We start from the raw sequence: 26253 nt of genomic DNA on the forward strand, positions 1-26253 counted from the left end.
CTCAAGCGTATCGTTGACGTAACACCTTAGCCGCTTCCACCATATTGGCCAGCGCTGGCTCTACTTCTGCCCAGCCACGGGTTTTTAGGCCGCAGTCCGGGTTTACCCATAGCCGTTCAGCGGGGATCTTTTCCAAGGCTTTCTCCATCAAATCGACCATCCAGCTCACCTCGGGAATATTGGGGGTGTGGATATCGTAAACCCCTGGGCCGATTTCGTTGGGGTAAGCGAAGTCCTGAAAGGCATCCAACAGGTGCATATCCGAGCGCGACGTTTCAATGGTAATCACATCGGCATCAAGGGCTGCAATCGCGCCAATGATGTCGTTGAACTCCGAGTAGCACATATGGGTATGAATCTGAGTGGCATTGCCAACACCCGCGGCGCTTAGCTGGAAGCTCTCCACCGCCCAGTCCAGATAGGACTGCCACTCATGCTGACGCAGGGGTAATCCTTCGCGCAGCGCCGGTTCATCGATTTGAATAATCTTGATCCCGGCCTTCTCCAGGTCTACTACCTCATCGCGCAGTGCCAGGGCGATCTGACGACAGGTGGTTTCCCGCGGCTGGTCATCGCGTACAAACGACCACTGCAGAATCGTCACTGGTCCTGTAAGCATGCCCTTCATGGGTTTGTCGGTCAGGGTTTGGGCATACTCGCTCCAACGCACCGTCATCGGTGCAGGCCGCGATACATCACCAAAAATGACCGGTGGTTTTACGCAGCGTGAACCGTAGCTCTGCACCCAGCCAAAGCGGGTAAAGGCAAAGCCGTCAAGCTGCTCGCCAAAGTACTCCACCATGTCGTTGCGCTCGGCCTCGCCGTGCACCGGGACATCAATGCCCAGTGCTTGCTGGCGCTCAACGGCGTAAGCGATCTCGGCCTGCATCCGGGCTTCGTAGCCGGTTAGCGCTAGCTCGCCGGTTTTAAAAGCGCGCCTGGCGGCACGGATATCATCGGTTTGCGGGAAAGAACCAATCGTGGTGGTGGGAAATAGCGGCAGCTTAAGCGCCCGTCGCTGAGCCTCAGCGCGGACAGGATAAGGCGCCTGGCGTTGACTATCGGCGGGGCTAACCGCTGCCAAACGCTGGCTGACCACATATTGGTGAATACGGGTTGATTCGCGCCGGGCATCCAAGGCCCGAGTGGCCTGATCCAGACGCTGCTCATCAACAGGCGTGACGCGGTTATCGATCAAGCGCGCCAGGGTCACCACCTCGTCAAGCTTCTGCCGTGCGAAGGCCAGCCAGCTGATTAGCTCACCATCAAGATCACTCTCCTGCGCTAAATCCACCGGCACGTGGAGTAGCGAACAGCTCGGCGCCAGCCAGAGCCGCTGGCCCAGGCGTACTTTTAACGGCAGCAGGCGTTCGCGCAAGGCAGCCAAATCGGCCCGCCAGATGTTGCGGCCATCAACAAACCCCACCGATAGCACCTGGTGCGGACCAAGGCGGTCAATCACGCTTTCTACCTGCTGCGGCGCGCGCACGGCATCAATGTGCAAACCCGCCACGGGCAAGCGGGTCGCCAGCGAGAGGTTGTCCCCCAAGCCACCGAAGTAAGTAGCCAGCAACAGTTTTAGCGGCGCTGACTGAAGGCGATGATAGGCGCGCTCATAGGCCTGCTGCCACGCCAGCGGTAGATCCTGCACCAGGGCAGGTTCGTCCAGTTGCACCCACTCGATGCCTTGGGTAGCAAGCCGCGCTAATATTTCGCCATACACGTTGAGTACGCTGTCGAGTAGCGTCAGGCGGTCAAAGTCATCCCCCTTGGTTTTGCCTAACCATAACCAGGTTAGCGGCCCCGTTAGCGTTACCTTGGGGGTAAATCCTGCGCGTAGCGCTTCATCCACTTCATCAAATAGACGGTTAGACGCCAGGGTAAAGGTTTGCCCTGCGTGCAGTTCGGGGACCAGGTAGTGGTAGTTGGTATCGAAGTACTTAGTCATTTCACACGCCGCGGCGGGCTCACCGCTGGGCGCTCTCCCCCGGGCCATGCGGAAGGTAGTATCAAGGTCGACCTTGCCGTCAGCCACCTCTGCTTGGGCGTTAAAGCGGTCAGGCACCGCCCCCAGCGCCACTGAAACGTTAAGCACTTGATCGTAAAAGGCGAAATCGCCCACGCTCACTAAATCCAACCCGGCATCCTGCTGCGCCTGCCAGTGACGTAAGCGCAACGCACGGCCGGTGCTTTCCAGCTCGCTACGCGTGCACTCGCCTTTCCAGTACGCTTCCGTGGCCTTTTTAAGCTCGCGCTGGGCGCCGATGCGGGGATAGCCGAGAATATGAGAAACTGTCATGATGAACCCTACCAACGTGAATAATTTCACACAGTCTGGGCACCGCAACCCGATGAATCAAACTAAAGTTTCTAATAGTAAAGATGAACAATACTCACAATGATTGAGCCACTACATGATTGAGTTACGACACCTTCGCACGCTGCTGGCGCTGCGCGAAACCGGCTCTCTGGTCGATGCTGCCGATCGCGTGCATTTGACCCAATCGGCGTTATCACACCAGCTCAAAGATCTTGAGAGCCGCGTCGACAGCGCGCTGTTTGTGCGCAAAACCCGCCCGGTGGAATTCACCCGCGCGGGGCTGCGCCTGCTCGCCCTGGCTGACCAGGTACTGCCGGAAGTCCGTAAGGCGGAGCGTGATTTGGCGCGCCTTGCAGGCACCGAACAGGGCCGTTTACATATGGCCATTGAGTGCCACAGCTGTTTCCAGTGGCTAATGCCGACGGTGGATTATTTTCGCGATCACTGGCCGGAAGTAGAGATCGATATCCCTAGTGGCCACCACTTCGACCCGCTGCCAGCGCTTGCCCGCGAGCAGCTAGATCTCGTTATCACCGCCGACCCCCAGCCCCTTGAGGGCATTCACTACGCGCCGCTGTTTCGCTATGAAGGCTTATTGGCCGTCGCCCGTCAGCACCCTTTTGCAGGTGGGGGCTTTATAGAACCCCAGGCGCTGGCCGATGAAACTTTAATTACCTACCCTGTTGAGCAGTCGCGGCTGGATATTTTTACCCAATTTTTGCAGCCAGCGAATGTGCGCCCCAAGGAGATACGCACCGCCGAATTGACGATCATGATGATGCAACTGGTGGCCAGCGGGCGCGGCGTCTGCGCACTGCCCAACTGGGCGCTAACCGAGTATTTAGAGCGCGATTACGTCTGTGCGGTGAAACTGGGTGAGCAGGGGGTATGGAGCACGCTGTATGCGGCGATTCGCGAAGAGACCCGAGAAGCGCCATGGATGCAGGATTTCTTACGCACTGCGCGGGAGACCTCCTTTGCAGTGCTAACGGGGGTTAAGCCGGCGGATCGCGACGCGGAACCAGCAGCGTAAAGCGTGCCCCGCCCAAAGTCGGGCTGGTATCGATGGTCACGCTACCGCCGTGCCCGGCCATGATTTTCTGCACAATCGAAAGCCCTAGCCCATAGCCACCGGAGCTGCGGGCGCGGCTGTCGTCCAATCGGGCAAAGGGTTTGAAGATATCCGCCCGCGCTTCCGGCGGAATACCGGGGCCGTCATCCTCGACATCGATACGCACCAGATTGGGCTCATCCCAGAGTTGAATCACCACCTGGGACTTAGCATAGCGACAGGCGTTACCGACTAAATTCTGTACCGCGCGCTGGAGATAGCGCGGCTCCGCCATCAGTTCGATTTCAGGGCACGGGGCAAGCGCCAGCGCTAAACCTTTGTGTAGCGGCGACAGCGTATCGATCACCCGTTCGGCCATGGCCCGACACTCCACCAGTGCTGTTTCTAGCTCGGCGCCGTTCACCGTTTCGCCACCCAGGCGGGCATAGGTGAGGATTTCATCGACCAGTTCATCGAGTTCAGCAATATCCGCATCAATGCCCTGAAGCTGGCGGCGAATGGCGGGCTGGTCGGTCATATCCTCGACCATTTGCACGGCAAAGCGAATGCGCGCTACCGGGGTTCGCAGCTCGTGGGAAACCGCCCGGATCATCTCTTGTTGACCGCGCAGCAGGCTCTGCACCTGATTGGCCATGCCGTTGAACGCCATGCCCAAGCGGCCTAAAAAGTCACCGCTCTCGACCTTTACACGGGTTTCCAAGCGGCCACTGGCGATCCGCGTGGCGGCCAATTCCAAGCGCGCCATACGGGCTTCAATACTGCGCATAATCAAATAGATAATCAGGCTGAGCACGATCATCAGCCCCACCAGAAGGGGTAAGTGCAAATTCAGCGGCAAGGTGTCGCCGCGGGATATGGGACCCGCTTGCAGCCATTGCGACTCGCCAGGCAACTGATAGAGCAGGGTAATCGACAGCTTATCGGAGAGTAGCCGGGTGATAACGTGCCCGCTGGCCAGTTGGCCCTGCTGCTGCACGGTCAACCCCGCAGGCAACGACGATAAAAGCTGCAGTGGCCAGCTTCCAGGACGCAGTTCGGCGATACGGTCGTCTCGCGCTTGCGCGGGCGCTGCGGCGAGCCACTCACCTAGCAGCTCAATGCTGCCATACCACTGATGCTCGCTCCAGTCATCCAGGCGCGCTTGCAGCAGCCATGTGTCGCCGGGCAGGCGCTGTTGCAATAGCCAGGGGCTTTCGGCGACCAGTATTTTGCCCTGCTCCAGGCGAGACCGCTCAAAATAGTCCAAGTCCGCCTTGCTAATAGGCTGTAGGGTCAGCTGCACATCTAGCTGTTGTGAAAAACGTTCAAGCAAAACATTTCGCTGGGCTAGCGGCGCGTCGGCGAGCTGCTGCGTCATCAGCGACATGGGTAGCGCGGCAAGCTGCTCACGGTAGTCTTCGCGGCGCACCTGTTCGATAAAGGAGCGCCCCGCTAACGCGATCATAAACACCACGAGTAGCGCGATGCCCAGCAACAAATAGAAGCGTAAAAACGAGCCGTTACTGAGCACCCGCCGCATGATGCTGTCCCTCTGAATGATCAACTGTCCTTGACGAAGAGATAACCTTTACTGCGCACGGTTTTGATCCGGTGGGGCTGGTTAGGATCATCGCCAATCTTGGGACGTATGCGCGATACGCGTACATCAATAGAGCGGTCTTGGCCGTCGTACTTAATACCCCGTAAGTCGCTAAATATCTCTTCACGGGTGAGCACACGGCCAGCGTTACGGCCCAGTAGCCAAAGCAGGTCGAACTCGGCGCTGGTTAAATCGATTCGCTCCCCCGACAGCCAGGCTTCGCGGGTGGCGTTATCGATTTCCAGATTTTCAAAGCGCAGCCGCATTTCGCCGTCCGGGGCTGGCCCGTCGGCGCGGCGCAGCAGCGCGCGCATACGCGCCAGCAGCACTCGCGGTTGTACCGGCTTCGGTACATAGTCATCAGCACCCATTTCAAGACCCAACACCTGGTCAAGGTCATCGGTGCGCGCGGTCAGCATCATGATCGGGCCGGCAAAATTGGGTCTAACCCGGCGGCAAATCGCCAAGCCATCCTCCCCTGGCAGCATTAAGTCTAAAATCACCAGATCGGGCTGCAGGGTTAAAATACGCTCGACCCCTTTAGCCCCATCAGCTTCCAGCGTTACTTGGAAGCCATTCGCTTCCAAGTAATCACGGGTAAGCTCGGCTAAACGCTGGTCATCCTCAATGATCAAGACATGATCTTGATCGGGATAGTCAGGCATTACAGACTCTTGCGACTCAAGCGCCTGAAATTGCTGTTCCAAATGATCTACCATCCTCTTTATGCACTCCGCTTAGGCTGTTTATTTTCTCACCCGCTTACCCAATATCAACGCAGGCGCCCATTATTGACACTCAGGATAACTCAAAACCATCAAAACACCCGCTTCTGTCTTTACAACCACGCTTATTGATGAATACGTTCGCCCTAACACTTGATTCTCGCACCTGCGGGAGCTAATGTTAAAGCGCTAACTGTCGACAATTTGACAGGAGGAACCTGCAATGGGAAGTAGCAAAACGAAAAGTGTCATTAAACGTGTTTACGTTCCAACCCAAGTGCGCGACCTGCCCAATGGGGAAAAGTTGAAAATCCCGGGGCATTATAAGGCGCCGCCCGGTGAAGGAAACGACACCCTTGAGTAATGTATGATTGAGTAACGATGACTAAAGCATACCAAAAAGGCAGACCCTCAGAGGTCTGCCTTTTTTGCCTTAAGCTTCCGGCCAATCTATCAATCCCACACTCACCACTTGAACTCACTGCTCGGGAAGGCTCAATACCATCTCGCCCGCCTGTATTTCAATCGACAATAAATTCAAAAAGCTCATGCCGAGAAGTACGGTGTCGCGCTCCATGCCGGGACTAATTGAACCCTGGACATTCTGCACTTTTAGTCCGCCCAGGGAAACCTCAGCCAGTTCGGTTAAAGTGCCTTCGACTCGGCCATTGGCGGTATTAAACCAAGCGCTACGCCCAGGCTGCAAACCGAGCTCGTCGGCTAGCTCAGACGGTACCGCCACATAAGTGGCACCCGTGTCGAGTAAAAAGGTCACCGGCGTGCCATTGATGCGCCCAGGCGCCTCAAAATGCCCGGCACGGTTACGCTGTAAGGTAACCGGCTCACCCGCAGGCAGCGTATGCACAATATTCGCGTTGGGGCGCATCATTTTTTCCAGGCCACCGTGAATCCACCAAGTGCCCACCGCCATTAACAGTACCCAAAACAGCAGCATCATAACGATACTACCGCGCTGGGCCGTTTGACTTGCCATGTGCGTTGCCATACTCCACCTCACTGAGGTCAGGACGCCCTTTCAAGCCTTATGGTTGCTAGGACTGTTTGGCTTCCCAGGCGAGTGCCGCCTCCCGGCCACGGCGCTCGTTGACCCTGGCACAAATCAGCATAGCGATAACGAACAAGGCAACACAGAGTAGAATAGACGCTTGCAAGCCAATCAGCGTTTGCAGGACACCCAGCATGACAATGCCTAATACCCCCGCTAGCTTATTTGCCAACCCCCAGAAACCAAAAAACTCTGCTGATTTAGCCAAGGGCGAAAACAACCCCACCAGCGCCCTGCTTGCCGACTGGCTAGAACCTAGGCTAAGCCCCGCCAGGCAGCCAACCAACAGAAACAGGTGCTGGGCCTGCCACTCCAGGTCAAAACGGCCGTTGATCCACTGGGTAAGTTCAGGCGTTGCCCAGATAGCAATAATCGCCAGCACCCATAGCGCCAGGGTCATTTGGTAAGTACGTTTGGCGCCTAGCTGATCCTGTATCCAGCCAAACCCCAGGGCCCCTGCCGCAGCGGTAATTTGGACAATAATGAACATGATATTGCGCACGCTTTCATCCCAACCAATCACTTGAGCGCCATAAATGAAGGCGAACGCGATGATGATGTAGACCCCGGCCATCGAGAACAGCAGCGAAATCAGAAATACGGTCAGGTCTTTAAAGTGGCGCAACTCGTGAAAAGTGGTTGTGACGCGATTGAGAGCAATATGCCGATAAGAGACGCCACGAGGCTGGGGCGTACCACGCTCCTTTAGCCATAAAAAAGTCGGAATAGCGGTAATCAGAAAAAATCCGGCAGCGAAGGGCCCTACCCAGCGGATGCGCTCAAAGTTGTCCGCGCTGGCCTCGCCTAGCACCACCAGGGTGAAGCCAGCCGCAAATAAACCGCCGATGTAACCTAACGCCCAACCAAAACCGGAAATTTTGCCCAGCGATTGCGGCGGCCCAAGCTCGGGTAAAAAAGCGGCAATAAACGACTCCCCCATTGAATAAGCGTAGTTGGACAGCACAATCAGTAACAGCCCGATGATGACATAGCCCGGTTCAACAAAATAAAGCATCGCCGTGGTGACGACGGTGGCAAGATAGCTGATCAGCAGAAAGCGCTTTTTCTCTGCCCGGTAATCCATCACGGCGCCGCACAGCGGCGCCGTGATCACCACCATCAGATAACTAACCGCCAAGGCCAGACTCCATAAGAAGTTAGCAAGCCGGAAGTTATCGCCCCGATCGCCCACAATGACGGTGGTAAACAGCTCGCCAAATACCACAGTAATAATCAGTAGCGTGTAGGCCTGGTTGGCAAAATCAAACATCGCCCAGCCGAAAATTTCTCGACGCGATGCGTAGCCATCCGTCGCCTTAACAGTGTTAGCAGGCAGCATTAGCTTTCTCTCACAAGGGAAGCCGTAAGCCTAGCAGGTGGAACCGGCAAAATGCCACGGCTTGCGTTGGCAGATTAGAGGTGACAGCCGACCAGCGTTGCTCTAAGTTTGATTGATTGATCAGTAATACGGATAGAACTGCGATGGGATTAGCCCAGCCATCTCTACGGCCAGTGTACCGACAACCCTTAACCGGGTTGATGGCCGCGCTATGCCTCTGGCTGGCAATCGTCGCAAGCGGACAGGCTGATGAGCCCGACACCTTGGCGGCATTAACCTTTATTACTGAAGAGTACCCGCCCTATAACTATATCGATAATCAACAATTAACCGGTATATCAATTGATTTGTTGGAGGCTATTTTTGCGGCCACCAAGACACCTCTCAGCCGCCATGACGTCCGCAACTACCCCTGGATTCGCGGCTATGAGCTGGCGCTAAGTCAGCCTAACACGGTGCTGTTCTCCACCACTCGCACCCCAGCCAGAGAAAGCAATTTTCACTGGGTGGGGCCGATTGCTCAAGATCGGGTCGTACTGCTTGCTCATCGCGACGCACCGGTGACGATTGAGTCTTTGCCACAGGCGATTGATCGCGGCTTGAGCATAGCGGTCATTCGGGAAGATATTGGCGCCCAAGCGCTATTAGAAGCGGGCTACCCTGAACGCCTACTGGTACCGGCCATTGATAACCGTAGCGCGCTCAATATGCTGACCCGTGGGCGCGTTGATTTATGGGCTTACAGTGAAGAGGTGGCTGCCTGGATAGCTGAGTCGGAAGGTTATCCTAAAGATGATTTAATCCCGATACACACTCTCAGTGAATCTTCGCTATACTTTGCCATAAACCAAGCCACCGACCAACGCTTGGTAACGCTGATGCAGCAGGCATTAGACAGGGTGATAGCGGAACGGCCCCAGAGGTAGTTGACGATGGCTAATGACGTTACTCGCCGATGGCGATACCGCATGGGCGTTGCTCTGCTCACCACGCTCGGCAGCTACAGTATCTCACTCCATGCGATGCCACTAGAGGCTACAACAGAAACGCTGCCGCTAACGATCAACACTGAAGAGTACCCACCGTTCAACTATTCGGACGGCCAAGGGCGAATTACCGGCAGTGCAACGTTGCTGCTACGTGATGCGCTACGCCAGGCAGACATCGAGGCTTATTTTCGGCTACTGCCTTGGGCACGCGCTTACACCGAAGCACGCTTACGCGATAATCACTGCGTCTACTCCACGACCCGCACCCAGGAGCGTGAAGCGCTGTTTCAATGGGTGGGGCCGCTGGTAGTTAATGAATGGGCAGCGTTTAGTTTAGCGGAGCGCGAACTCAGCATCGCGTCGCTTTCAGAGCTACACGCTTGGCGGGTGGGCAGTTTTCGCGAAGATGCTGTAGGCGATTATGTTGCTTCTAGCGGCATTAATGTTCTTCTTGCTCCCTCGGAGCGAGAAAATATCGCGCGTTTAAAGGCGGGCCTGCTAGATGTGATCGTGACAGGTAAAGCAACCGGTGAATTTATGGCACAAGAACAAGACATCGCGTTAGCGCATTTGTTTACCTTTTACCGCGCCCCCCTCTATCTCGCCTGCCACCCCAGCGTGTCTGAAGCGCTGCTGGCACGCCTGCAAACGCAGTTGGATGCCCTGCACCGCAATGTGCAGAAGGAGAGCCAGTGATCAGCCCTCGCCCGCGGTTTCCTCTCTCCGCCCCCGGCCCTAAAAAAGGCAGCCTGACCACCAAGCAAGCGCTACTCACACTGCTGATCGCTATGCTGATTAGTGGCGTAGCGGGCAGCATCGAACTGCTCAGCCACGCCACCAAAATGCGCCAGGAAACCGAGCAACGCATCACCCAGCAGTTGACAATTGTCAACGGTGCCGCAGCAGAAGCCGCTTTCCAGCTTAACCCAGACCTCGCCCACCAAATCGCCTATGGGCTGTTTAATGATAACGAGGTCGCATGGGTATCGATTCGTGACGATTTTGGCCGCGCGCTGGCTGAATTCGATAGGCCCGAACAGGCTGGTTCGACCTGGCTCAGCCAGTATTTATTTGGCGATATACTGCACTACCGAACCTCCCTCGCTTATTACATGGGCAGCGATATGCCGGAAGCGGTCGTCGGCGAAATTGAACTGATGCTGGCAGAAGGCTACTTAACTCAGCAGTTTTTGGCGCGTATTTATACGGTGGTCGGGGTGAGTATTTTAGAGGCGTTTATTTTAAGCCTTGTCATCATCACCTTTTTCCACCTTTTCATTACCCGACCACTGCTCAAAGTACACGCAGCTATTGCCCAAACCGACCCCACTCAACCTGGGAAATGGTCCAAGCCAGTGTTGAAGGGCCATCAGCATGATGAATTGGGTCATCTGGTGGATAGCTTGGATCATTTGCTAAAAGCGTTTCAGCAAGGCTTGGAACAGCGCGACCAGCTCCATCACCTCTCTAATATGGATGGCTTAACGGGCGTGGCGAACCGCCGCCAATTTGATGACTTCTATCAGCGCCACTGGCACTTGGCACAGCAAACACAGCAGTCGCTCTCAGTGATTTTTATCGATATTGATAACTTTAAAGAGTTTAACGATCACTATGGTCATGCCATGGGTGACGATACGCTACGCGCGGTGGCTAATGCGCTCAATCAGTGTATCGACCCCGCCAAGGACTTACTCGCCCGCTACGGCGGCGAAGAGTTTGTCTGTGTACTGCCGGGCCAAGATCATGACGACGCAGTGGGCGTTGCCAACTGCTTGCGCGAAGCCGTGTTGTCGCTGGCCATTCCCCACGCTTTTTCCAGCACCCACTCAGACCTTACCGTTAGCATGGGCGTGGCCAGCATGTCGCCCGGCTTTTTGATTAGCGCTGAAGCGCTGATTGAACGCGCAGACCAGCACCTCTACCGCGCCAAACGACTGGGCCGAAACCGGGTCGAGACACGCAAACGCCCGGCATAAAGCCAGGCGTTAAGCTCGAATGTTGCGGGGAGCCGATGCTTTAGAGCAACCAGTGAGCGGCTACAGCGGCCAGACCAATGACCATAGCCGTAAGCACAGCCACTGTGACTACCCGATCAAGCCAGCTATCAAAGGCAACCCTTTTGGACTGCCTGCGCGTCGCGCCATGGCGCCCTTGCCGCGCCATTAGCATGTTCGCTTCATGTGTCACTGCTCCCAAATGACCCCGCCCCGCAACCCCAGGCTTGGTTACTTTTTATTAGTGCTGATGAGTGATGCTAACTATTAATGCGCCGGTTGACCACACTCGGTGCACGGCGTAAGCGCTCTTCCTCGCCTAATAGTTCGGCTTCAAAGGCGTCAGCGCCCACCGGCGTTTCGCCATGGCGACGATAAAGCTGGGTAAGCATGGCTTTGCGGTCTGCGCGTAGCTCCTGGACTAACACAAACACCATCATATACAGGATAAAGGTGAACGGCAGTGCCGAAAGTACCGACGCCGACTGCAGCCCCGTTAAACCACCCGAGGCTATTAGCGTCAGGCAGATAGCGGCAATTAGCACGCCCCAAATGACCCGCTTATACAGCGGCGGATTGATCGAACCATTATCGGTCATTTGCGCTACGATATACGAAGCCGAGTCAGCGGAGGTCACCAGGAAAATAAAGATCAGCATCATCGCGACCACTGACAGCACGCCCGTGAAGGGCATTAGCTCAAACATCTCGAATAGCGCGACGGTGATATTATCCTGGGTCGCAGCCGCAAGCCCCACATCGGTGCCATTCAGCTCCATATGCAGCGCCGCGCCACCAAACACGCCGATCCACAAACAGGCTAGCAGCGGCGGCACAAACAGCACCCCAAACACATACTCTTTGATGGTACGGCCACGGGATACCCGGGCAATAAAGGTGCCAACAAAGGGCGACCAGGCAATGACCCAGGCCCAGTAGAAAATCGTCCAGCTGCTCGCCCACTCATTATCACTATAGGGTGAAATACGCAGGCTCATACCAATAAAGTTCTGCAGATAGTCACCAATGCCCACCGTGATAGTCTCTAGTATCGCCACGGTTGGGCCAGTGAACAGCACATACAGCATCAACCCGATACATAAAATCATATTGAGATTAGAGAGGCGTTTAATGCCTTTATCCAAGCCCGACCAAGTCGATGCCATATAGGCGCAGAACATTACGAAGAGAATCACAAACTGCCAAAAACCGTTCTCCGGCAGGCCAAAAACGGCGTTTAAACCACCGTTCATCTGCAGCACACCCAAGCCCAACGAGGTAGCAACGCCCATCACCGTGGCCACCACCGCAAACACATCCAACCAGGAAGCGTAGGGGCGAATTTTAGGATTCTTAGCCGTAATTGATGACAGCACGGAAGAGACTAACCCAGCCTGTCCCTTACGAAATTGAAAATAGGCGATGATCAAACCGACGATTGAGAAAGCCGCCCACTGATGTATCCCCCAGTTAAAATAGCTGTATTGAATGGCGTAACGGGCAGCCGCTTCGGTTTCGGCGGTTCTATCGCCATAGGGCGGCTCAATGAAGTGAAACATAGGCTCGGCCATGCCATAGAACACCAGCCCGACACCAAAGCCTGCGGCCAGCAGCATGCTGATCCACGAGAAAAACGTATAGTTGGGCCGACTGTCCTGAGGGCCTAAACGCACCTTGCCATATTTGCTCATGGCCAAACCAAACAGAAAGATCACAAAACCGAACACTGAGAATAGATAAAACCACCCGAATAGCCCGGTAATGGTAGTCAGCGCACTCTCTGCCGCGTTAGCAAACCCTTCAGGAAATGACGCTCCAACAATTACCAAGCCAAAGATAATCACCACTGATGCGATGAATACCGACTTGCCTCCATGATTAGCCATATAACCGTCCTGTTAGATGAGCTCTGTTTAGAAAAAGCACTGCGCAACTATCCGCATGCTTGTACAACTAAACTTGTCTTGTACAGCTTAATGGTAACAGTTGAAAAACCTAATCGCACTGTACGCAGATAATCGTAGGTATAGTCGACACACCTCCGCACTAGTGCCAAACAGTGAACTTGCTAGATCAACTGTGTTCAAATAGAGGCGAATAACCGATGGAGGCTCTTATGCCACAGATGAATCGCGACCAACGCAACGCTGCATGGCAAGCGGCAAACCAATGGCGCGCCCGTGCTGCGCAAACCCAACCAACCGGCTTGGCAGGCAGCCTAAAGCTGCTGTTCACATGGTTGGCGTTTGGCGCGTTGATGATAGTCGGCGTGGTACTCGGCCTGTTTTTCTTACTGATTGGCTGGGCAATGATGCCGTTTATGCGCCATAAAATGAAAAAGCGCATGGAGCAGATGCGCGCCCAGCAAGCGCAAGATATCGGCGGTGGCTACTCTCACGGGCACACGTCTACGCACAGCCGTCCAGGTCATCAGGACACTTTAGAAGGCAGCTATGAAGTTAAAGATGAACGTTAGTTAAGCAATTAGTCACTTTTTCACGCCACACTGTAAGCTCTGTATTTAGTCCTGTGCATCTAGTGTTGTGTCATTTATGACAGAGGCGGATACACCCAGGTAAATGCCGCGGCCAACGTTAGCGGCATCACCACCAAACTCCCCAGATTACCAATCAGTACCAGCGAAGCCACTTTCTGTGGTGCTAGCTGGTACTGCTCTGCGACCAAATAATTCAACACCGCAGGGGGCAACGCTGCAAACACCAGCAGTACCGCCAACTGCAGCGCATTTAGCGGCAATAACCACATTAATGGCAAGGCAATCACTAATCCGGAAAGCGGGCAAAGCACCGCCCCCAACATACCTGTACGCCAATCGCTAAAGTCAATCTCCAGTAGCCGCACCCCCAGCGCAAACAGCATCAGCGGAATACATACCCCACCCAGCATATGCATCGCCTCTAGCAGCCAACCAGGCAGCGGTAGCCCACTGATATTCACCGCTAAGCCCGCCAGACTCGCGAGTACAATGGGCATACGCAGCATTCGCCACAGCGAGGTGCGCGGGTTGAGCATGTAAAGCCCCACCGAAAAGTGCAGCAGCATTTCAACAATAAATACCACCACCGCCGCGGGCAGCGCCTCAGCACCAAACGCCAATACCAGCAGCGGCACGCCCATATTGCCGGCGTTATTGAACATCATCGGGGGAAGGAAAATTTTGCTATCCAGCTTTAACCACTTGGCCAGCGGCCACAACACCACCCCCGAGCCAAGTACTACCGCAATGGCGGCCGTAGCAAGCCAAGCATATTCTGCCAACGGCGCTTGACGGTCGGCCAGCACAGCGAATACCAATAGCGGAACGAACAGCTCCATATTGAGCGTATTGAGACTGCGAATATCCGGCGTACGGTAGCGCCCATAGACAGCGCCACAACCGGCGATTAAAAACACCGGCAGTAGAGTGGCCAGAATATGTCCAATCATACGGGCCACCCTGCCCTATTCCTTGTTATCACTGTTTCTTCCTGATTAGCCGTCTGACTAGTGGTTATCAGCGCTGGAAGGCTCAAGAAAACGCTGCCAGAGCGCGGTGACGATATCGCGATGAGCACGGAACTCTTCACCATCGCTAAGCGCTTTTTCACCGGTAAGCGCCGCTCGATGGGTAGCGCTACGATAAGCCAGATAAGCCTCGCGAAGGCGCTCCGCCTCTTCTGCTGGTAAGTGCCCACTCTCGGTCAGGCTCTCTAGAATACGGATATTATCGCTATAGGTCAGTAACCCAGGTGTTTGGTGAGCAAGTGCTAACACCGCGTATTGGCAGAGAAACTCAATATCCACCATCCCGCCTGCATCATGTTTGACGTTGAAGGTCTGGCTGGTGGTTTTACTGCCCAGGTGGTCGCGCATTTTGTGACGCATCTTGACCACCTCTTCGCGCAACGCAGCTTTATCGCGCTCAGCGCCTAGGATATCGCCCCGCAACTGGCTGAACTTCTCGGCCAGCGCAGCGCTACCCGCCACCACTCGGGCACGCACCAATGCCTGGTGCTCCCAGGTCCAGGCATTCTGACGCTGGTACTCAGCGAAGGCTTTGAGCGATGTCACCAATAGCCCGGAATTTCCCGATGGGCGCAGGCGCATATCCACTTCATAAAGCGTGCCGGTGGGCGTTACCGCGGTAAGCAGGTGAATAATTCGCTGCCCCAGGCGGGTAAAAAACACCGCTGTATCAATGGGCCGTGGGCCGTCGGTCGAGCCTTGACCATCGCTATCGTGAAGAAAAACCAGGTCTAAATCCGAGCTATAGCCAAGCTCAATGCCCCCCAGCTTGCCGTAGCCGACAATCAGAAACTCAGCCTCTCCTGCATTCAGCCCCTCAGGAACGCCGTGCTTACGGGTAATATGTTTCCAGGCCATGGCTAACACGGCATCGAGAATCACTTCGGCGATAAAGGTTAAGTAATCGCTTACTTTCATTAGATGTCGCGTGCCCGAGATATCCGACGCCGCTACGTGCAGCGTTTGCGCGTGTTTGAAAACGCGCAGCGCCTCTAGTTGGGCCTCTTCATCATCCTCTGGCAGGCGATTCAGCGTTTGACGCAGCTCATCGGCCAGGCGCGCTTTATCGGCGGGGGTATACAGCGTTTCAGGGGTTAGCAGCTCGTCGAGCAGGATCGGGTAGCGCGACAGCTGTTCGGCGATCCATGGGCTGGCGGCGCATAGGCGCATCAGGTGCTCAAGCGCCTGAGGGTTTTCGCGCAACAGCGCTAGATAAGCGGTGCGTCGCAGCACGGCTTCAATCAGCGGCTGCACCCGCACCAGCGCCGTATCCGGTGCGTCATTGTCTGCCACGGCATCCAGCAGTAGCGGCATTAACGCATCCAGGCGCTCAAAGCCAATTCGCTGCATGCTTTGCACTTGCCGGGAGTGGTAAAGGCTCTGCAGCCGCTTCAAGGCTTTTTCAGGGGCGTGGAAACCCGCCTCTGCGAGGTGCGCGCAGGCCTCCTCCGCCTCTAACTCGCCGCGCCAAATAAGCCGCCACTGGGCCAAGCCAAGCTGGCTATCATCATTGGCCTCGTCGACATCCTCCTCGGGGTCGGCAATCACGGCATCAAAGTGCTGGCGCACTCGCTCGCGCACCTCTTCAAGCTGGGCGACCAGCCCCGGCCAGTCTTCATGGCCCATGGCGAAGGCTACCCGTTCGCGGTCACTGTCATCGCTGGGCAGAGTTTGCGTCTGGCGGTCTTCCAGCGCCTGGAGCGCATGCTCCACATCGCGTAAAAAGGCGTAATCAGGCAGCAGCTCATCAACCACTTCCTGGGGCAGCAGGCCTAGCTCGGGCAGGCGATTGAGCGCCGTGTTCAGCGACGTCACCTGTAGCTCCGTATCGCGGCCACCGCGAATCAATTGAAACGCTTGCACCACGAACTCTACCTCGCGGATGCCGCCGGGGCCGAGCTTGATATTGCTCTGCATGCCTTTACGCTTTACTTCACGGTTGATCATCGCTTTCAGCTCGCGCAGCGACTCAATGGCACCAAAATCGAGATATTTGCGATACACAAAGGGGCGCAGCCCGGCCAGGAGTTCGTCGCCCGCGTCTACATCCCCGGCGACCGGGCGCGCTTTCAACATCGCGTAGCGCTCCCACTCGCGGCCTTGGTCCTGATAGTAGCTGGAGAGCATGGCAAAATTGCCCACCAACGGGCCGCCGTCCCCCAGCGGCCGCAAGCGCATATCAACGCGGAAAGCGAAGCCGTCGGCGGTCATGGCATCTAACGCGGCGATCAGCTTTTGCCCCAGCTTGGTAAAGTACTCCTGATGCTCTAACGGCTTGCGCCCGCCTTGGGTTTCGCCTTTTTCAGGGAAGGCAAAGATCAGATCGATATCGGAAGAGAGATTCAGCTCTCCCGCGCCCAGCTTGCCCATGCCCAGAATCACCAGACGCTGGGGTATACCGTCCTGGCGTGGAGCAGGTAAGCCCCAACGCGGCGCATAAAACTGCTCAAGCCAGGTTAATGCCGCCTCTAAACAAATTTCAGCCAGCTCGGATACCGCCCTGGCGGTATCCCACATGAGATAGCCGGGAGCACGGTTAAGGTCGCGCCAAATAATCCCCAGCATACGCTTGCGGCGAAAACGGCGAACCGCCCGCTGCAGGGCTTCTTCGTCCTCGGCGTTTTCAAGCGACTCACTCAGCCAGCTGGCCAGCTCATCACGCCCAGGGTTTACATCCAGTTCTCCGGCTATATCCAGTTCAACCAGCCAGTGAGGGAAACGCACCAGGGTATCCAGCGCAAAGGTCGAAATCGCCAGCACTTTAGCCAACGCTTCACGGCGCTGCTCCGAGAGCGCCTGCCAGCTACTGGACGGTGGCTCCTGTTTGGTCATCTCGGCGACATTGTCGGCTTGAGCAAGCGCCTCGCTTAGCCGCTTCCAGGCGGATTGAGTGGCTTTTTGTAACGACGCTGGCAGCGTCGACAACGGTAAAAAATCGTCGTTCCTAAGTCCTTTAAATGCTTGCATAACGACCTCGCTGACAGCGTGTTAAAAAAGTGCGGCTTTTAACTCAGCTTAGCCAAAGAATTTTTCCCAGCCCAATAGCCCCCAGGTGAGACCGGCCATCATCAGCGACAGCATCACCGCCGCCGAACCAATATCCTTGGCCCTTCCAGAAAGCTCGTGGTGCTCGGTGCCGATCCGGTCAACGACATTTTCAATCGCACTGTTAAGCAGCTCCACTATGAGGACAAAAAACAGGCTGCTCACCAGCAGTAGCCAGCTGATGGGACCTTCGCCAATCCACCAGGCGAAGGGTAGCAACACAACCGTAATGCCTACCTCTTGGCGGAAAGCCGCTTCGTTTCTAAACGCCGCTTTTAAGCCTTTCCACGAATAACGCGTGGAGTGAACCAAATGGGTTAAACCGGTATGCCCAGGTTTCATGCAAGTCGCCTCACCTTGTGAGCGTGGAGTTTGATTAGTTGGCTAATATCATTGCTTCTAGATCCAGTGACAACGGATCCAGCACTTCAGACCAGCTTAAATACGGCGTGCTGCTGTTACCATTGACCATAACGCTAAACACCCCCCAGCGCCCCTGCGCGGTGCGAAAATAGCCCGCTGCTGCGCGCACGGCAAAGGGTTGGTTAAGCGTGCCGGTTTTGATCATGACGTTATTTTGAAACGTGGAGGAACCTCGCCGAATAAAGCGCATTACCCCATTAGCTGGCGACTGAAAGGCCGCCACAAAGCTGGGAAACAGGCTGCTTTGACGAAACATATCCTCCAGCATCACGTTAACGCCCTGGGCCGATGTGCGGTTTTCAGTGGTCAGCCCGCTGCCACTGTAGAGGGTTAACGGCCCGTGTCCGGGCAGGCTCTGAGCGTACGTTTCAATCGCTTGGCCGGCTTGGCGTAGCTGCGCCTGGGGCGTCTCGACGAGATCCAGCGCCAGCACATCAGCCATGTAGTTATTGGAGTAGTTCATGATGCGCAGCAATAGCTCTTGCAGTGGTTGGCTGTCCACCGCGGCCAAACGCTGGGCACTGCCGGGCGGTTGCGACGAGCTGACGCGCCACGGTTCGCGCACCTGTATCCCCGCCTGATTCAACATGCCCATCAACACTTGCGCGGTGGTTTCGGCGGCATCCCCCGCGCCACGATAGACATCACGGGCAGTGGCATTGGTGGAAATCTGCCCCGTCAGACGCATCACGTCGCCGCGCTCATCAGTGATACGCTCAGCGCTAATCTCAGTACCACTATTGGCCGGTCGAGTGACGACTTGGTTATCGATGGTAATCAGCGATGTCTGGCTATCGCACAGCCCCACCTGGGCAGGTGCTCCTGCGCTAGTGGCAGGAGCGACATTGACGCACCAACTGCCGAAGTTAACCCCTGCCGAGGAGAGCGGCGCGCTATACGCATTGGCGACCCGATTGAGCGCATTGCAGCGGTCGGTGGTAATACAGTCCACCGCCCCAAAGCGCCACTGGCTGACCACCAAAGCGCCATCAACCTCGCGCACCCCGGCTAAGTGCAAGCGCTGCACCAAACGCCACAGATTTTCAGTGGTGAGGCCCGGGTCCCCACCGCCCTCAAACACCAAATCGCCGCGCAGCACGCCATTATCAATGCTAGCTGCGCTGACCAGTTGGCTGGTAAAGCGGTGTTGGGGGCCAAAACGGTTCAGCGCCGCCGCGGATAGGTAGGCTTTAGTGACCGAAGCGGGTGACAGCTGGCGATCCGGGGTAATGCTGCCTAACAGTGTATTGGCGCCTGAGCCAGCATCCAAAAGGCGGGCCTCGGCGCTAATCGAAAAGCCTTTATTTTGCAGCTGACCCAGGCGATTAAAATCGGCGAGCAGGCTGGTACTGGCACACAGAGCCAGCGTGGCAACACCGGTCATCAGCGACCAGCGCCGCATACGCTTACGAGCAAAACGACCCATTACAATACCTCAATGCACATTCATTTTAGAAAACACTTGCAGCATGACTACACCGGCTACTATCAAGCTAATCCCTACTACCGCCGGTAAATCAGGCTTTTCACCGAACACCACTATGCCGACTAAGGTGACCAGCACAATGCCTAGGCCTGCCCAAATCGCATAGGCGACCCCCACCGGCAGCGTACGCAGTACCAGGCTGAGCAAATAAAAGGCTAGCCCGTAGCCCACCACAACCACCACGCTGGGCAGCGGGCGGGTAAACCCCAAGGAGGCCTTTAGGGCACTCGTAGCGATCACTTCAGCCACAATCGCCAACACCAAATAAACAAACGTCATGTTCGCTCCAAATCAACACATAAACGCCACAGTGCCTGGCCACTTCGAGCATACTTAGCCTCGAACGGCGTTAAATAGTCATCTTTAGGCGCAATTTCAGTCACTGCTGCCTGTTGACCGGTTACCTGCGCCACCGCCAAAGCAAACTCTTCAACATAAAGTGACCAGTTGGAGCGCAATTCAAGGCGCCCACCAAGCGCCAACAGTGTGGGTAAAACCGCATGCCCATGCCAGCGCATTTTTAGATGCCCCGCCTTGGGGTAAGGGTTGGGATAAAGCAGAAAGTGATACTCAGGCGCCCAGCCAGCTTGGTAGGCCAAACGCCAAAAGTCGACAAGATCGGCTCTTACCAGCAGTGCGTTGTCTGGCAGCTTGCCGTGGTCACGCCCCAGGCGATCTTCGCTGCGATCAATGCCCATCACCGCATGGGCGGGGAACTGCGCCGCCAGTTGGCGTGTCGATACCCCCACACCGCAGCCTGAATCCAGTATCAACGGTGCTTGACGGCTAGCTAACCACTCAGCCGCCTGGGCAAAATTATTCTGGGTATGTTCGGCGATCGGTTTACGCAGTGGATGGGTCAGCGCGCGATTGACTCGGCGGGCCAAATCCTGGTGCGGGCCTGGCTGATTAGACGTCACTGTTCGAGAATTATGCTGCATGCCATCACTCGGCTGAAAAGCGTAATTCTATCAGTCTCGAACGCTTGCGGCATGACGCCGTTGCGCACCCGGTGCTATGATCACGCCTAACGAATTTATTAGTGACCTTATTAAGCGCATGGTACTGGGCCAAATCTGCCATGACCGTTGCCAATAATTGTTACCACCACCGTATTAAGAGGAACCCGGCTTGTCACACTTACCGGTGATTGTCGGCATGGGCGGCATCAATCCCGCTGGCAGAACCTCTGGCCATCAGGCCTTCCGCCGCACTGTGCTTGATGCCCTTCCTGCTGACCAGCAACGCCAGACACTGGAAGGCTTGGCGGCGCTTATGCGCCTAGTAGAGCACTCCGAAAAAGGGTGGCACGACAGTCAAGGCCACCCCATAGAGGCCCCGGCTCAGTCGCTGCGTGATCAGGTATTGAACCACACCCTGATCCGCCGCAATGAAGACCCGCGCTTTCTAGATCCCGGCATGCCGTCTAATCGGCACGCCAGCATGCAGTTGGCCGAGCCGCTACGTTTTACCCTGCGCCGCCGCCAACTGCCTGAAAATCTGCCCGCTGATTGGCAGGTACGCGATATTGATGCCCGCGAGGTAGAAGTCAGTGTGCCCGCCGGAGTGCTTGAAGTACTGCTGCCTGACGCCCAGCTACCCAAGGTTCGCGCGGCGGCTCAGCTACCCAGCGGCTTTGACCCGGCGAGCCTCTACCGCAGTGTGCACCACCCCCGCGGCCTATCGCTGGCGGTATTTGGCGCAAGCGACTGCCTGGGCGCCAGCGGCCTCTCCTGGGAGACACTGCGTCAGCAGTTAAACCCGGATCATATTGCCGTGTACGCAGGTAACTCCATTGGCCAGTTAGACGATCAGGGCTGGGGCGGCTTACTGAAAAGCTTGGTGAGCGGCCAGCGTGCCACCTCCAAGCAGATGCCGCTGGGCTATGGTCAGATGCCCGCCGACTTTTTGAATGCCTATGTACTCGGCAGCGTGGGCGGCACCGGGGCGGCTCTTGGCGCTTGCGCTAGTTTTCTCTACAACCTGCGGCTGGGCATTGACGACATTCGGGCCGGACGCCGCCGTGTGGTGATGGTAGGCACCGCGGACGCCCCCATTACGCCGGAGATTATAGAGGGCTTCAGGGCCATGGGCGCGCTGGCCGACGACGCGGGCCTGAAAGCCCTGGATGCGCTGGAGCTGCTCACCGACAGCGATTACCAGCGCGCCTGCCGTCCCTTTGCGCGCAACTGCGGCTTTACCATGGCGGAAGCCAGCCAGTTTGTGCTGCTGATGGACGATGCGCTGGCAATGGAAGTCGGCGCGGATATTCTCGGCGCGGTGCCTGACGTATTCGTCAATGCCGACGGTTACAAGCGCTCGATTTCGGCGCCGGGGATTGGTAATTACATCACCCTGGGTAAAGCGACTGCGCTGGTGCGCGATATCCTGGGTGAAAAAGCCCTTAAAGAGCGCAGCTTTTTGCATGCGCACGGCACCAGCACCCCCAAAAACCGCATTACCGAATCCCATGTATTCGACGAAATCGCCCGCGCCAACGGCATTAACGACTGGCCGGTGGTGGCCATCAAAGCCTTTATCGGTCACTCCCAAGGCTCCGCGGCGGGAGACCAGTTGGCAAGCGCCCTGGGCAGCTTTGCCCACGACTTGCTGCCAGGCATCCCTACCCTGGATGCCGTCGCCGACGATGTGTATGCCGAACGGCTACACTTCTCGCAAACGGCACAAACATTTCGTGCAGACGCTGCCTTTATTAACGCCAAGGGCTTCGGCGGCAACAATGCCACCGGCGTGGTGCTGTCACCTGCAGTCACCGAGCGCCTGCTGACTCAGCGCCACGGCGCAGACGCGGTCAGCGCCTGGAAAACGCGTCGGGTCGCAACCCGCGAAGCGGCAGCTGCCTACCTTGCCCAGGCAGACTTTGGCCACTACGCACCACGCTACCAGTTTGGCGAAGCGGTACTCGAAGGCCCAGAGCTGGACATTCATGCGGATCGGATTCATATCCCCGGTTACGCTCATGCCGTCTCATTAACCAGCGACAATCCGTTTGGCCGCCTGGACGAGGAGAGCGAGGAATGAGCACGCGCAAGCTTAATATCGCCGTCTACCCCGGCACCTTCGACCCTATCACCAACGGCCATTTTGATCTCATTGAACGTGGTGCACGCATGTTCGACAAAGTGGTCATCGCAGTGGCGGCAAGTCCCGGAAAAAGCCCCCACCTCGACCTGGAAACACGCATGGCGCTGGCCAAAACGGTGTGTGCGTCGCTCCCCAACGTTGAGGTAATCGGCTTTTCGACCCTGCTCACAACCATGATGCACGAGCAGGGGGCGACGATCATTCTGCGCGGCCTGCGCGCGGTCTCCGACTTTGAGTACGAGCTTCAGCTGGCCAATATGAACCGGGCGCAGAATCCGGAGCTTGAGAGCGTGTTTTTAACCCCCGCGGTGGAGAATTCATATATCTCCTCAACCATCGTGCGCGAAATTGCCAAGCTGGGTGGCGATATTTCTCCGCTGGTGCATCCACAGGTCGCCGAAGCGCTGCGTAACCACTACACTAGCTAGCCAACGCTATTGTTGAGTAAAACACTCAGGTACTCGTTAGCCTGGGTGTGAATGCCATCTGCGAGGTATGCCCATGGCCCTGATGATTACCGATGAATGCATTAACTGCGACGTCTGCGAGCCCGAATGCCCCAACGATGCTATCTCCCCCGGCGAGGAGATTTACGTCATCGACCCAAACTTATGCACCGAGTGCGTCGGTCACTACGACGAACCTCAGTGCCAGCAAGTCTGCCCGGTGGACTGCATTCCACTTGACCCTGAGCGCCACGAGACCCAAGAGCAGCTGATGAAGAAGTACCGCATCATCACTGCTGCCTAAGCCTCATGCGGATTTGGGCCCTCGCCTGGCCAATCATCCTTTCTAATATCACCGTCCCCCTACTTGGGCTGGTAGATACCGCTGTGGTCGGGCACCTGCCCGACTCCCGCTATCTGGCGGGCGTCACCCTCGGCGCTACACTGTTTAGCTTCCTCTACTGGGGCTTTGGCTTTTTGCGCATGGGCACCACAGGGCTAGTCGCCCAAGCCATGGGCCGCGAGAGTGACTCGGATGTGCGCAATCTACTGGGGCAATCGCTGATCATGGCGCTGGTGATCGGCAGCCTGCTGATTGTGTTTGCCTCACCGCTGATTACGCTGGGTTTGTGGCTGTTAGATGGCAGCGAAGTAGCCACCCACTTAGCGCGAGAGTACGCCCATATTCGCCTATGGTCTGCGCCCGCGGTGCTTGCCAACTACGCCATTCTGGGCTGGTTTTTGGGCCAACAGAATTCCCGCGTCACGCTGATGATTCTGCTGCTCACCAACAGCGTTAATATCGTGCTGGATTTATGGTTTGTGGTGGGTTTGGGGATGACCAGCAACGGCGTTGCCTGGGCGAGCGTGATCGCCGACTATAGTGCGTTAGCGTTCGGCAGCTACTTAGTGCTGCGCCAGCTAGCCCGACTAGAGGGCCATTTTTTGCGCGAGCGTCTGCTGGCACTGGCGGCCTACACAGCGCTATTTAACGTCAACGCCAACCTGTTTGTGCGCACCCTCGGCCTGCTATTTGCCATGGCGTTCTTTACCGCCCAAGGCGCTCGTCAGGGTGATACGGTGCTCGCTGCCAACGCTGTCCTGCTGCAATTTATTATGCTCACCAGCTATGCTCTGGATGGCTTTGCCCATGCGGCCGAATCGCTGATTGGGCGCGCCTATGGGCGCAAGGATTGGCGTGAGTTTGCGACCACCGTGCGTGCTGCTGCGCGTTTCTCATTCTGGACAGCGGGTGCCGCCGCCCTGTTGTTCGCGCTAGGCGGCAATGCATTGATTGCGCTGCTTACTGGCCTTGAAGAGGTGCGCGCGACCGCGGCACAGTATTTGCCATGGATGGTCGTTATGCCGCTGATTGCGGTATGGAGCTATCTACTCGACGGGGTATTTATTGGCACCACCGCGGTACGTGAAATGCGCAACAGTATCTTTATTGGCCTGGCCGCCTATCTTCCCATCTGGTGGCTAACCCAGGGGCTAGGCAACCATGGGCTGTGGCTTTCGTTTATGCTGTTTACGCTGGTTCGCTCAACCGTCCTGATTCACTACTATTATTTTCTCTACCACCGCCGTTACCGCCTGACTCACTGGCGTTAACATATCCACGCTTGGCCATAACGGCGCTAACGTGAGATTAGCCGGACAGCTTCAACGTGAAAAACGCCGCACTCCCCCGTATATTAGCTATGTACTTGCACTGCGTAGGCACTTCAAAGACCTTGCAAAGACCTTGCTTAGCCACTTCCTAATAATGAATAAAGAGAGCATCCCATGCTTAAAATGATCTCAAAACCGGCGGTAAAGCTGGTAGAGCGCTATCTCCCAGATCCGTATATTTTCGTGCTGCTGCTAACGTTAATTGCCTCGGTTGCCGCCATTGCCATTGAGCGCCAAACACCCCTGGCGGTGCTGCGCTTCTGGGGCGATGGCTTCTGGGGCTTGTTGACGTTCTCGATGCAGATGCTGTTGGTGCTGGTCACCGGTTTTATGCTGGCAAGCTCACCGCCGGTAAAACGCATTCTGCAAAAAATCGCCGCTACTGCTAAATCCCCGGGCGGCGCCATTATCCTAGTCACACTGGTGTCATTAGCGGCCAGTTGGATTAACTGGGGCTTTGGCCTTGTGGTCGGCGCGCTATTTGCCAAAGAGCTGGCTCGGCTGATCCGCGTTGACTACCGGCTACTCGTCGCCAGCGCCTACTCTGGTTTTGTGGTGTGGCACGGCGGTTTGGCGGGCTCGATACCACTGACCATCGCCACCGAAGGGCATTTTTCCGCCGACCAGATTGGCGTGATTGGCACCGGTTCAACGATTTTCGCCTTATTTAACCTCGGCATCGTGGTCTGCCTGTTTATTGCCATTCCGTTGGTAAACCGCATGATGCTGCCGGATGAGAAGGATAGCGTCTACGTCGACCCCAGCGTGCTGAATGATGAGCCGGAACCGGTTGGTCGCCTTACCCGCCCGGCGGAGCGCCTGGAAAACAGCATGACCCTCGCCCTGCTGGTCGGCGTGCCGGGGCTACTGTTCTTGCTGGATCACTTTTTGCTGCGCGGCGGCGGTTTAAACCTTAACGTCGTCAATTTCCTGTTTCTGTTCTTAGCCATTGTGCTGCACCGCACGCCCCGCAACCTGCTCAATAGCTTGAATGAAGCGATTAAAGGCGGCGCGGGGATTGTCATCCAATTCCCCTTTTATGCGGGCATTATGGCCATTATGGTTCAGTCTGGGCTGGCAGAGAGTATGTCTGAGTGGCTGGTCTCCTTTGCCACCGCTACGACACTGCCGTTCTGGTCGTTTATCAGCGCAGGGATTGTCAATCTGTTCGTCCCCTCCGGCGGCGGCCAGTGGGCTGTGCAAGCGCCGGTGATGCTGCCTGCCGCTGAGGCCCTGGGGGCTGACATTCCACGGGTAGCCATGGCAGTGGCCTGGGGCGATGCCTGGACCAACCTGCTGCAACCTTTCTGGGCGCTACCGGTACTCGCCATTGCCGGGCTGAAGGCCAAAGATATTATGGGTTTCTGCCTGATTCAGCTTTTTATCACCGGTATTATCATCTCCGTGGGCCTATTGTGGTTTTAATAAGCGCATCGTTCTAAATCAATAGCCAACGGCTGCC

General features: G+C 56.3%; 23 protein-coding genes. 11 read left to right on the forward strand and 12 right to left on the reverse strand.

What is annotated here, in order from left to right; translation table 11 throughout:
- Position 1: 1 nt before the first annotated feature.
- Positions 2 to 2299, reverse strand: coding sequence for a 5-methyltetrahydropteroyltriglutamate--homocysteine S-methyltransferase (gene metE / locus U738_RS22225; RefSeq protein WP_035585536.1), 2298 nt, complete (start codon positions 2297 to 2299; stop codon positions 2 to 4).
- A 115-nt stretch (positions 2300 to 2414) separates the two neighbouring features.
- On the opposite strand from metE, the gene U738_RS22230 reads away from it, so the two are divergent.
- Entirely contained in the window at positions 2415 to 3353 is a 939-nt protein-coding gene (locus U738_RS22230; RefSeq protein ID WP_035585538.1) for a LysR family transcriptional regulator, read from the forward strand.
- On the opposite strand, the gene U738_RS22235 is transcribed toward U738_RS22230, so the two are convergent.
- The 4 genes from U738_RS22235 to U738_RS22250 form a co-directional block, all read right to left on the reverse strand.
- Positions 3316 to 4911 carry an ATP-binding protein gene (locus U738_RS22235; RefSeq protein ID WP_035585540.1) on the reverse strand — a complete coding sequence of 532 codons (1596 nt, stop codon included), beginning with the start codon at positions 4909 to 4911 and terminating at the stop codon, positions 3316 to 3318. The genes U738_RS22230 and U738_RS22235 overlap by 38 nt on opposite strands.
- A gap of 20 nt (positions 4912 to 4931) precedes the next feature.
- The gene (locus U738_RS22240) at positions 4932 to 5690 is read right to left on the reverse strand and encodes a response regulator (protein WP_035585542.1); all 759 of its coding nucleotides are present in this window, start codon (positions 5688 to 5690) and stop codon (positions 4932 to 4934) included.
- A gap of 484 nt (positions 5691 to 6174) precedes the next feature.
- Positions 6175 to 6690: a retropepsin-like aspartic protease family protein gene (locus tag U738_RS22245; protein WP_035585755.1), complete on the reverse strand. Its 516-nt coding sequence runs from the start codon at positions 6688 to 6690 to the stop codon at positions 6175 to 6177.
- 58 nt (positions 6691 to 6748) lie between these two features.
- Positions 6749 to 8101 (reverse strand): MFS transporter, encoded by a 1353-nt coding sequence (locus U738_RS22250; RefSeq protein ID WP_035585544.1) that lies wholly within the window; start codon positions 8099 to 8101, stop codon positions 6749 to 6751.
- Positions 8102 to 8244: 143 nt separating this feature from the next.
- Between U738_RS22250 and U738_RS22255 the strand changes: the two genes are divergently transcribed.
- Genes U738_RS22255 through U738_RS23530 form a run of 4 tightly spaced genes read left to right on the forward strand, consistent with a single transcriptional unit; the run spans position 8245 to position 11259 of the window.
- Entirely contained in the window at positions 8245 to 9027 is a 783-nt protein-coding gene (locus U738_RS22255) for a substrate-binding periplasmic protein (protein WP_235208670.1), read from the forward strand.
- A gap of 6 nt (positions 9028 to 9033) precedes the next feature.
- A complete protein-coding gene (locus tag U738_RS22260; protein ID WP_231896810.1) occupies positions 9034 to 9786 on the forward strand; it encodes a substrate-binding periplasmic protein in 753 nt (250 codons plus the stop codon).
- Entirely contained in the window at positions 9783 to 11069 is a 1287-nt protein-coding gene (locus U738_RS22265; RefSeq protein WP_035585546.1) for a GGDEF domain-containing protein, read from the forward strand. Before U738_RS22260 ends, U738_RS22265 begins: the two co-directional genes overlap by 4 nt.
- Before the next feature lie 19 nt (positions 11070 to 11088).
- On the forward strand, positions 11089 to 11259 hold the full coding sequence (locus U738_RS23530; protein ID WP_172821657.1) for a hypothetical protein: 171 nt from the start codon (positions 11089 to 11091) through the stop codon (positions 11257 to 11259).
- Positions 11260 to 11347: 88 nt separating this feature from the next.
- Here U738_RS23530 and U738_RS22270 read toward each other — a convergent pair whose 3' ends face one another.
- Positions 11348 to 12973 (reverse strand): BCCT family transporter, encoded by a 1626-nt coding sequence (locus U738_RS22270; protein WP_035585548.1) that lies wholly within the window; start codon positions 12971 to 12973, stop codon positions 11348 to 11350.
- Positions 12974 to 13203: 230 nt separating this feature from the next.
- On the opposite strand from U738_RS22270, the gene U738_RS22275 reads away from it, so the two are divergent.
- Entirely contained in the window at positions 13204 to 13563 is a 360-nt protein-coding gene (locus U738_RS22275; protein WP_035585550.1) for a hypothetical protein, read from the forward strand.
- A gap of 74 nt (positions 13564 to 13637) precedes the next feature.
- On the opposite strand, the gene U738_RS22280 is transcribed toward U738_RS22275, so the two are convergent.
- The 6 genes from U738_RS22280 to trmB are packed head-to-tail and all read right to left on the reverse strand — an operon-like array spanning position 13638 to position 20507.
- On the reverse strand, positions 13638 to 14534 hold the full coding sequence (locus tag U738_RS22280; RefSeq protein WP_035585760.1) for an AEC family transporter: 897 nt from the start codon (positions 14532 to 14534) through the stop codon (positions 13638 to 13640).
- Positions 14535 to 14591: 57 nt separating this feature from the next.
- On the reverse strand, positions 14592 to 17579 hold the full coding sequence (gene glnE, locus U738_RS22285) for a bifunctional [glutamate--ammonia ligase]-adenylyl-L-tyrosine phosphorylase/[glutamate--ammonia-ligase] adenylyltransferase (protein WP_035585552.1): 2988 nt from the start codon (positions 17577 to 17579) through the stop codon (positions 14592 to 14594).
- A gap of 48 nt (positions 17580 to 17627) precedes the next feature.
- Positions 17628 to 17999, reverse strand: coding sequence for a diacylglycerol kinase (locus U738_RS22290; protein ID WP_035585554.1), 372 nt, complete (start codon positions 17997 to 17999; stop codon positions 17628 to 17630).
- Between the two features lie 34 nt (positions 18000 to 18033).
- Positions 18034 to 19506 carry a D-alanyl-D-alanine carboxypeptidase/D-alanyl-D-alanine endopeptidase gene (dacB, locus tag U738_RS22295; RefSeq protein ID WP_035585556.1) on the reverse strand — a complete coding sequence of 491 codons (1473 nt, stop codon included), beginning with the start codon at positions 19504 to 19506 and terminating at the stop codon, positions 18034 to 18036.
- A gap of 9 nt (positions 19507 to 19515) precedes the next feature.
- On the reverse strand, positions 19516 to 19845 hold the full coding sequence (locus U738_RS22300; protein WP_035585558.1) for a DMT family transporter: 330 nt from the start codon (positions 19843 to 19845) through the stop codon (positions 19516 to 19518).
- Entirely contained in the window at positions 19842 to 20507 is a 666-nt protein-coding gene (trmB, locus tag U738_RS22305) for a tRNA (guanine(46)-N(7))-methyltransferase TrmB (RefSeq protein WP_035585560.1), read from the reverse strand. Before trmB ends, U738_RS22300 begins: the two co-directional genes overlap by 4 nt.
- A 190-nt stretch (positions 20508 to 20697) precedes the next feature.
- Between trmB and U738_RS22310 the strand changes: the two genes are divergently transcribed.
- From U738_RS22310 to U738_RS22330, 5 genes are all read left to right on the forward strand, one after another.
- A complete protein-coding gene (locus U738_RS22310) occupies positions 20698 to 22608 on the forward strand; it encodes a beta-ketoacyl synthase (protein ID WP_442905727.1) in 1911 nt (636 codons plus the stop codon).
- The gene (gene coaD, locus U738_RS22315) at positions 22605 to 23099 is read left to right on the forward strand and encodes a pantetheine-phosphate adenylyltransferase (protein ID WP_035585562.1); all 495 of its coding nucleotides are present in this window, start codon (positions 22605 to 22607) and stop codon (positions 23097 to 23099) included. The genes U738_RS22310 and coaD overlap by 4 nt, the downstream gene beginning before the upstream one ends.
- A 73-nt stretch (positions 23100 to 23172) precedes the next feature.
- Positions 23173 to 23421 carry a YfhL family 4Fe-4S dicluster ferredoxin gene (locus tag U738_RS22320; protein ID WP_035585565.1) on the forward strand — a complete coding sequence of 83 codons (249 nt, stop codon included), beginning with the start codon at positions 23173 to 23175 and terminating at the stop codon, positions 23419 to 23421.
- 5 nt (positions 23422 to 23426) lie between these two features.
- The gene (locus U738_RS22325) at positions 23427 to 24731 is read left to right on the forward strand and encodes an MATE family efflux transporter (protein WP_035585567.1); all 1305 of its coding nucleotides are present in this window, start codon (positions 23427 to 23429) and stop codon (positions 24729 to 24731) included.
- Positions 24732 to 24905: 174 nt separating this feature from the next.
- A complete protein-coding gene (locus tag U738_RS22330) occupies positions 24906 to 26216 on the forward strand; it encodes a short-chain fatty acid transporter (RefSeq protein WP_035585568.1) in 1311 nt (436 codons plus the stop codon).
- The last annotated feature ends 37 nt before the right edge of the window (positions 26217 to 26253 follow it).

The sequence above is a fragment of the Halomonas sp. TG39a genome (genome assembly GCF_000744395.1).
Lineage (GTDB): Bacteria > Pseudomonadota > Gammaproteobacteria > Pseudomonadales > Halomonadaceae > Vreelandella > Vreelandella ventosae_B.

Coding starts and splice junctions, on each gene's coding strand:
- metE (WP_035585536.1), bottom strand. CDS start 2,299: ATGACAGTTTCTCATATTCTCGGCTATCCCCGCATCGGCGCCCAGCGC.
- U738_RS22230 (WP_035585538.1), top strand. CDS start 2,415: ATGATTGAGTTACGACACCTTCGCACGCTGCTGGCGCTGCGCGAAACC.
- U738_RS22235 (WP_035585540.1), bottom strand. CDS start 4,911: ATGCGGCGGGTGCTCAGTAACGGCTCGTTTTTACGCTTCTATTTGTTG.
- U738_RS22240 (WP_035585542.1), bottom strand. CDS start 5,690: ATGGTAGATCATTTGGAACAGCAATTTCAGGCGCTTGAGTCGCAAGAG.
- U738_RS22245 (WP_035585755.1), bottom strand. CDS start 6,690: ATGGCAAGTCAAACGGCCCAGCGCGGTAGTATCGTTATGATGCTGCTG.
- U738_RS22250 (WP_035585544.1), bottom strand. CDS start 8,101: ATGCTGCCTGCTAACACTGTTAAGGCGACGGATGGCTACGCATCGCGT.
- U738_RS22255 (WP_235208670.1), top strand. CDS start 8,245: ATGGGATTAGCCCAGCCATCTCTACGGCCAGTGTACCGACAACCCTTA.
- U738_RS22260 (WP_231896810.1), top strand. CDS start 9,034: ATGGCTAATGACGTTACTCGCCGATGGCGATACCGCATGGGCGTTGCT.
- U738_RS23530 (WP_172821657.1), top strand. CDS start 11,089: ATGTTGCGGGGAGCCGATGCTTTAGAGCAACCAGTGAGCGGCTACAGC.
- U738_RS22270 (WP_035585548.1), bottom strand. CDS start 12,973: ATGGCTAATCATGGAGGCAAGTCGGTATTCATCGCATCAGTGGTGATT.
- U738_RS22275 (WP_035585550.1), top strand. CDS start 13,204: ATGCCACAGATGAATCGCGACCAACGCAACGCTGCATGGCAAGCGGCA.
- U738_RS22280 (WP_035585760.1), bottom strand. CDS start 14,534: ATGATTGGACATATTCTGGCCACTCTACTGCCGGTGTTTTTAATCGCC.
- glnE (WP_035585552.1), bottom strand. CDS start 17,579: ATGCAAGCATTTAAAGGACTTAGGAACGACGATTTTTTACCGTTGTCG.
- U738_RS22290 (WP_035585554.1), bottom strand. CDS start 17,999: ATGAAACCTGGGCATACCGGTTTAACCCATTTGGTTCACTCCACGCGT.
- dacB (WP_035585556.1), bottom strand. CDS start 19,506: ATGGGTCGTTTTGCTCGTAAGCGTATGCGGCGCTGGTCGCTGATGACC.
- U738_RS22300 (WP_035585558.1), bottom strand. CDS start 19,845: ATGACGTTTGTTTATTTGGTGTTGGCGATTGTGGCTGAAGTGATCGCT.
- trmB (WP_035585560.1), bottom strand. CDS start 20,507: ATGCAGCATAATTCTCGAACAGTGACGTCTAATCAGCCAGGCCCGCAC.
- coaD (WP_035585562.1), top strand. CDS start 22,605: ATGAGCACGCGCAAGCTTAATATCGCCGTCTACCCCGGCACCTTCGAC.
- U738_RS22320 (WP_035585565.1), top strand. CDS start 23,173: ATGGCCCTGATGATTACCGATGAATGCATTAACTGCGACGTCTGCGAG.
- U738_RS22325 (WP_035585567.1), top strand. CDS start 23,427: ATGCGGATTTGGGCCCTCGCCTGGCCAATCATCCTTTCTAATATCACC.
- U738_RS22330 (WP_035585568.1), top strand. CDS start 24,906: ATGCTTAAAATGATCTCAAAACCGGCGGTAAAGCTGGTAGAGCGCTAT.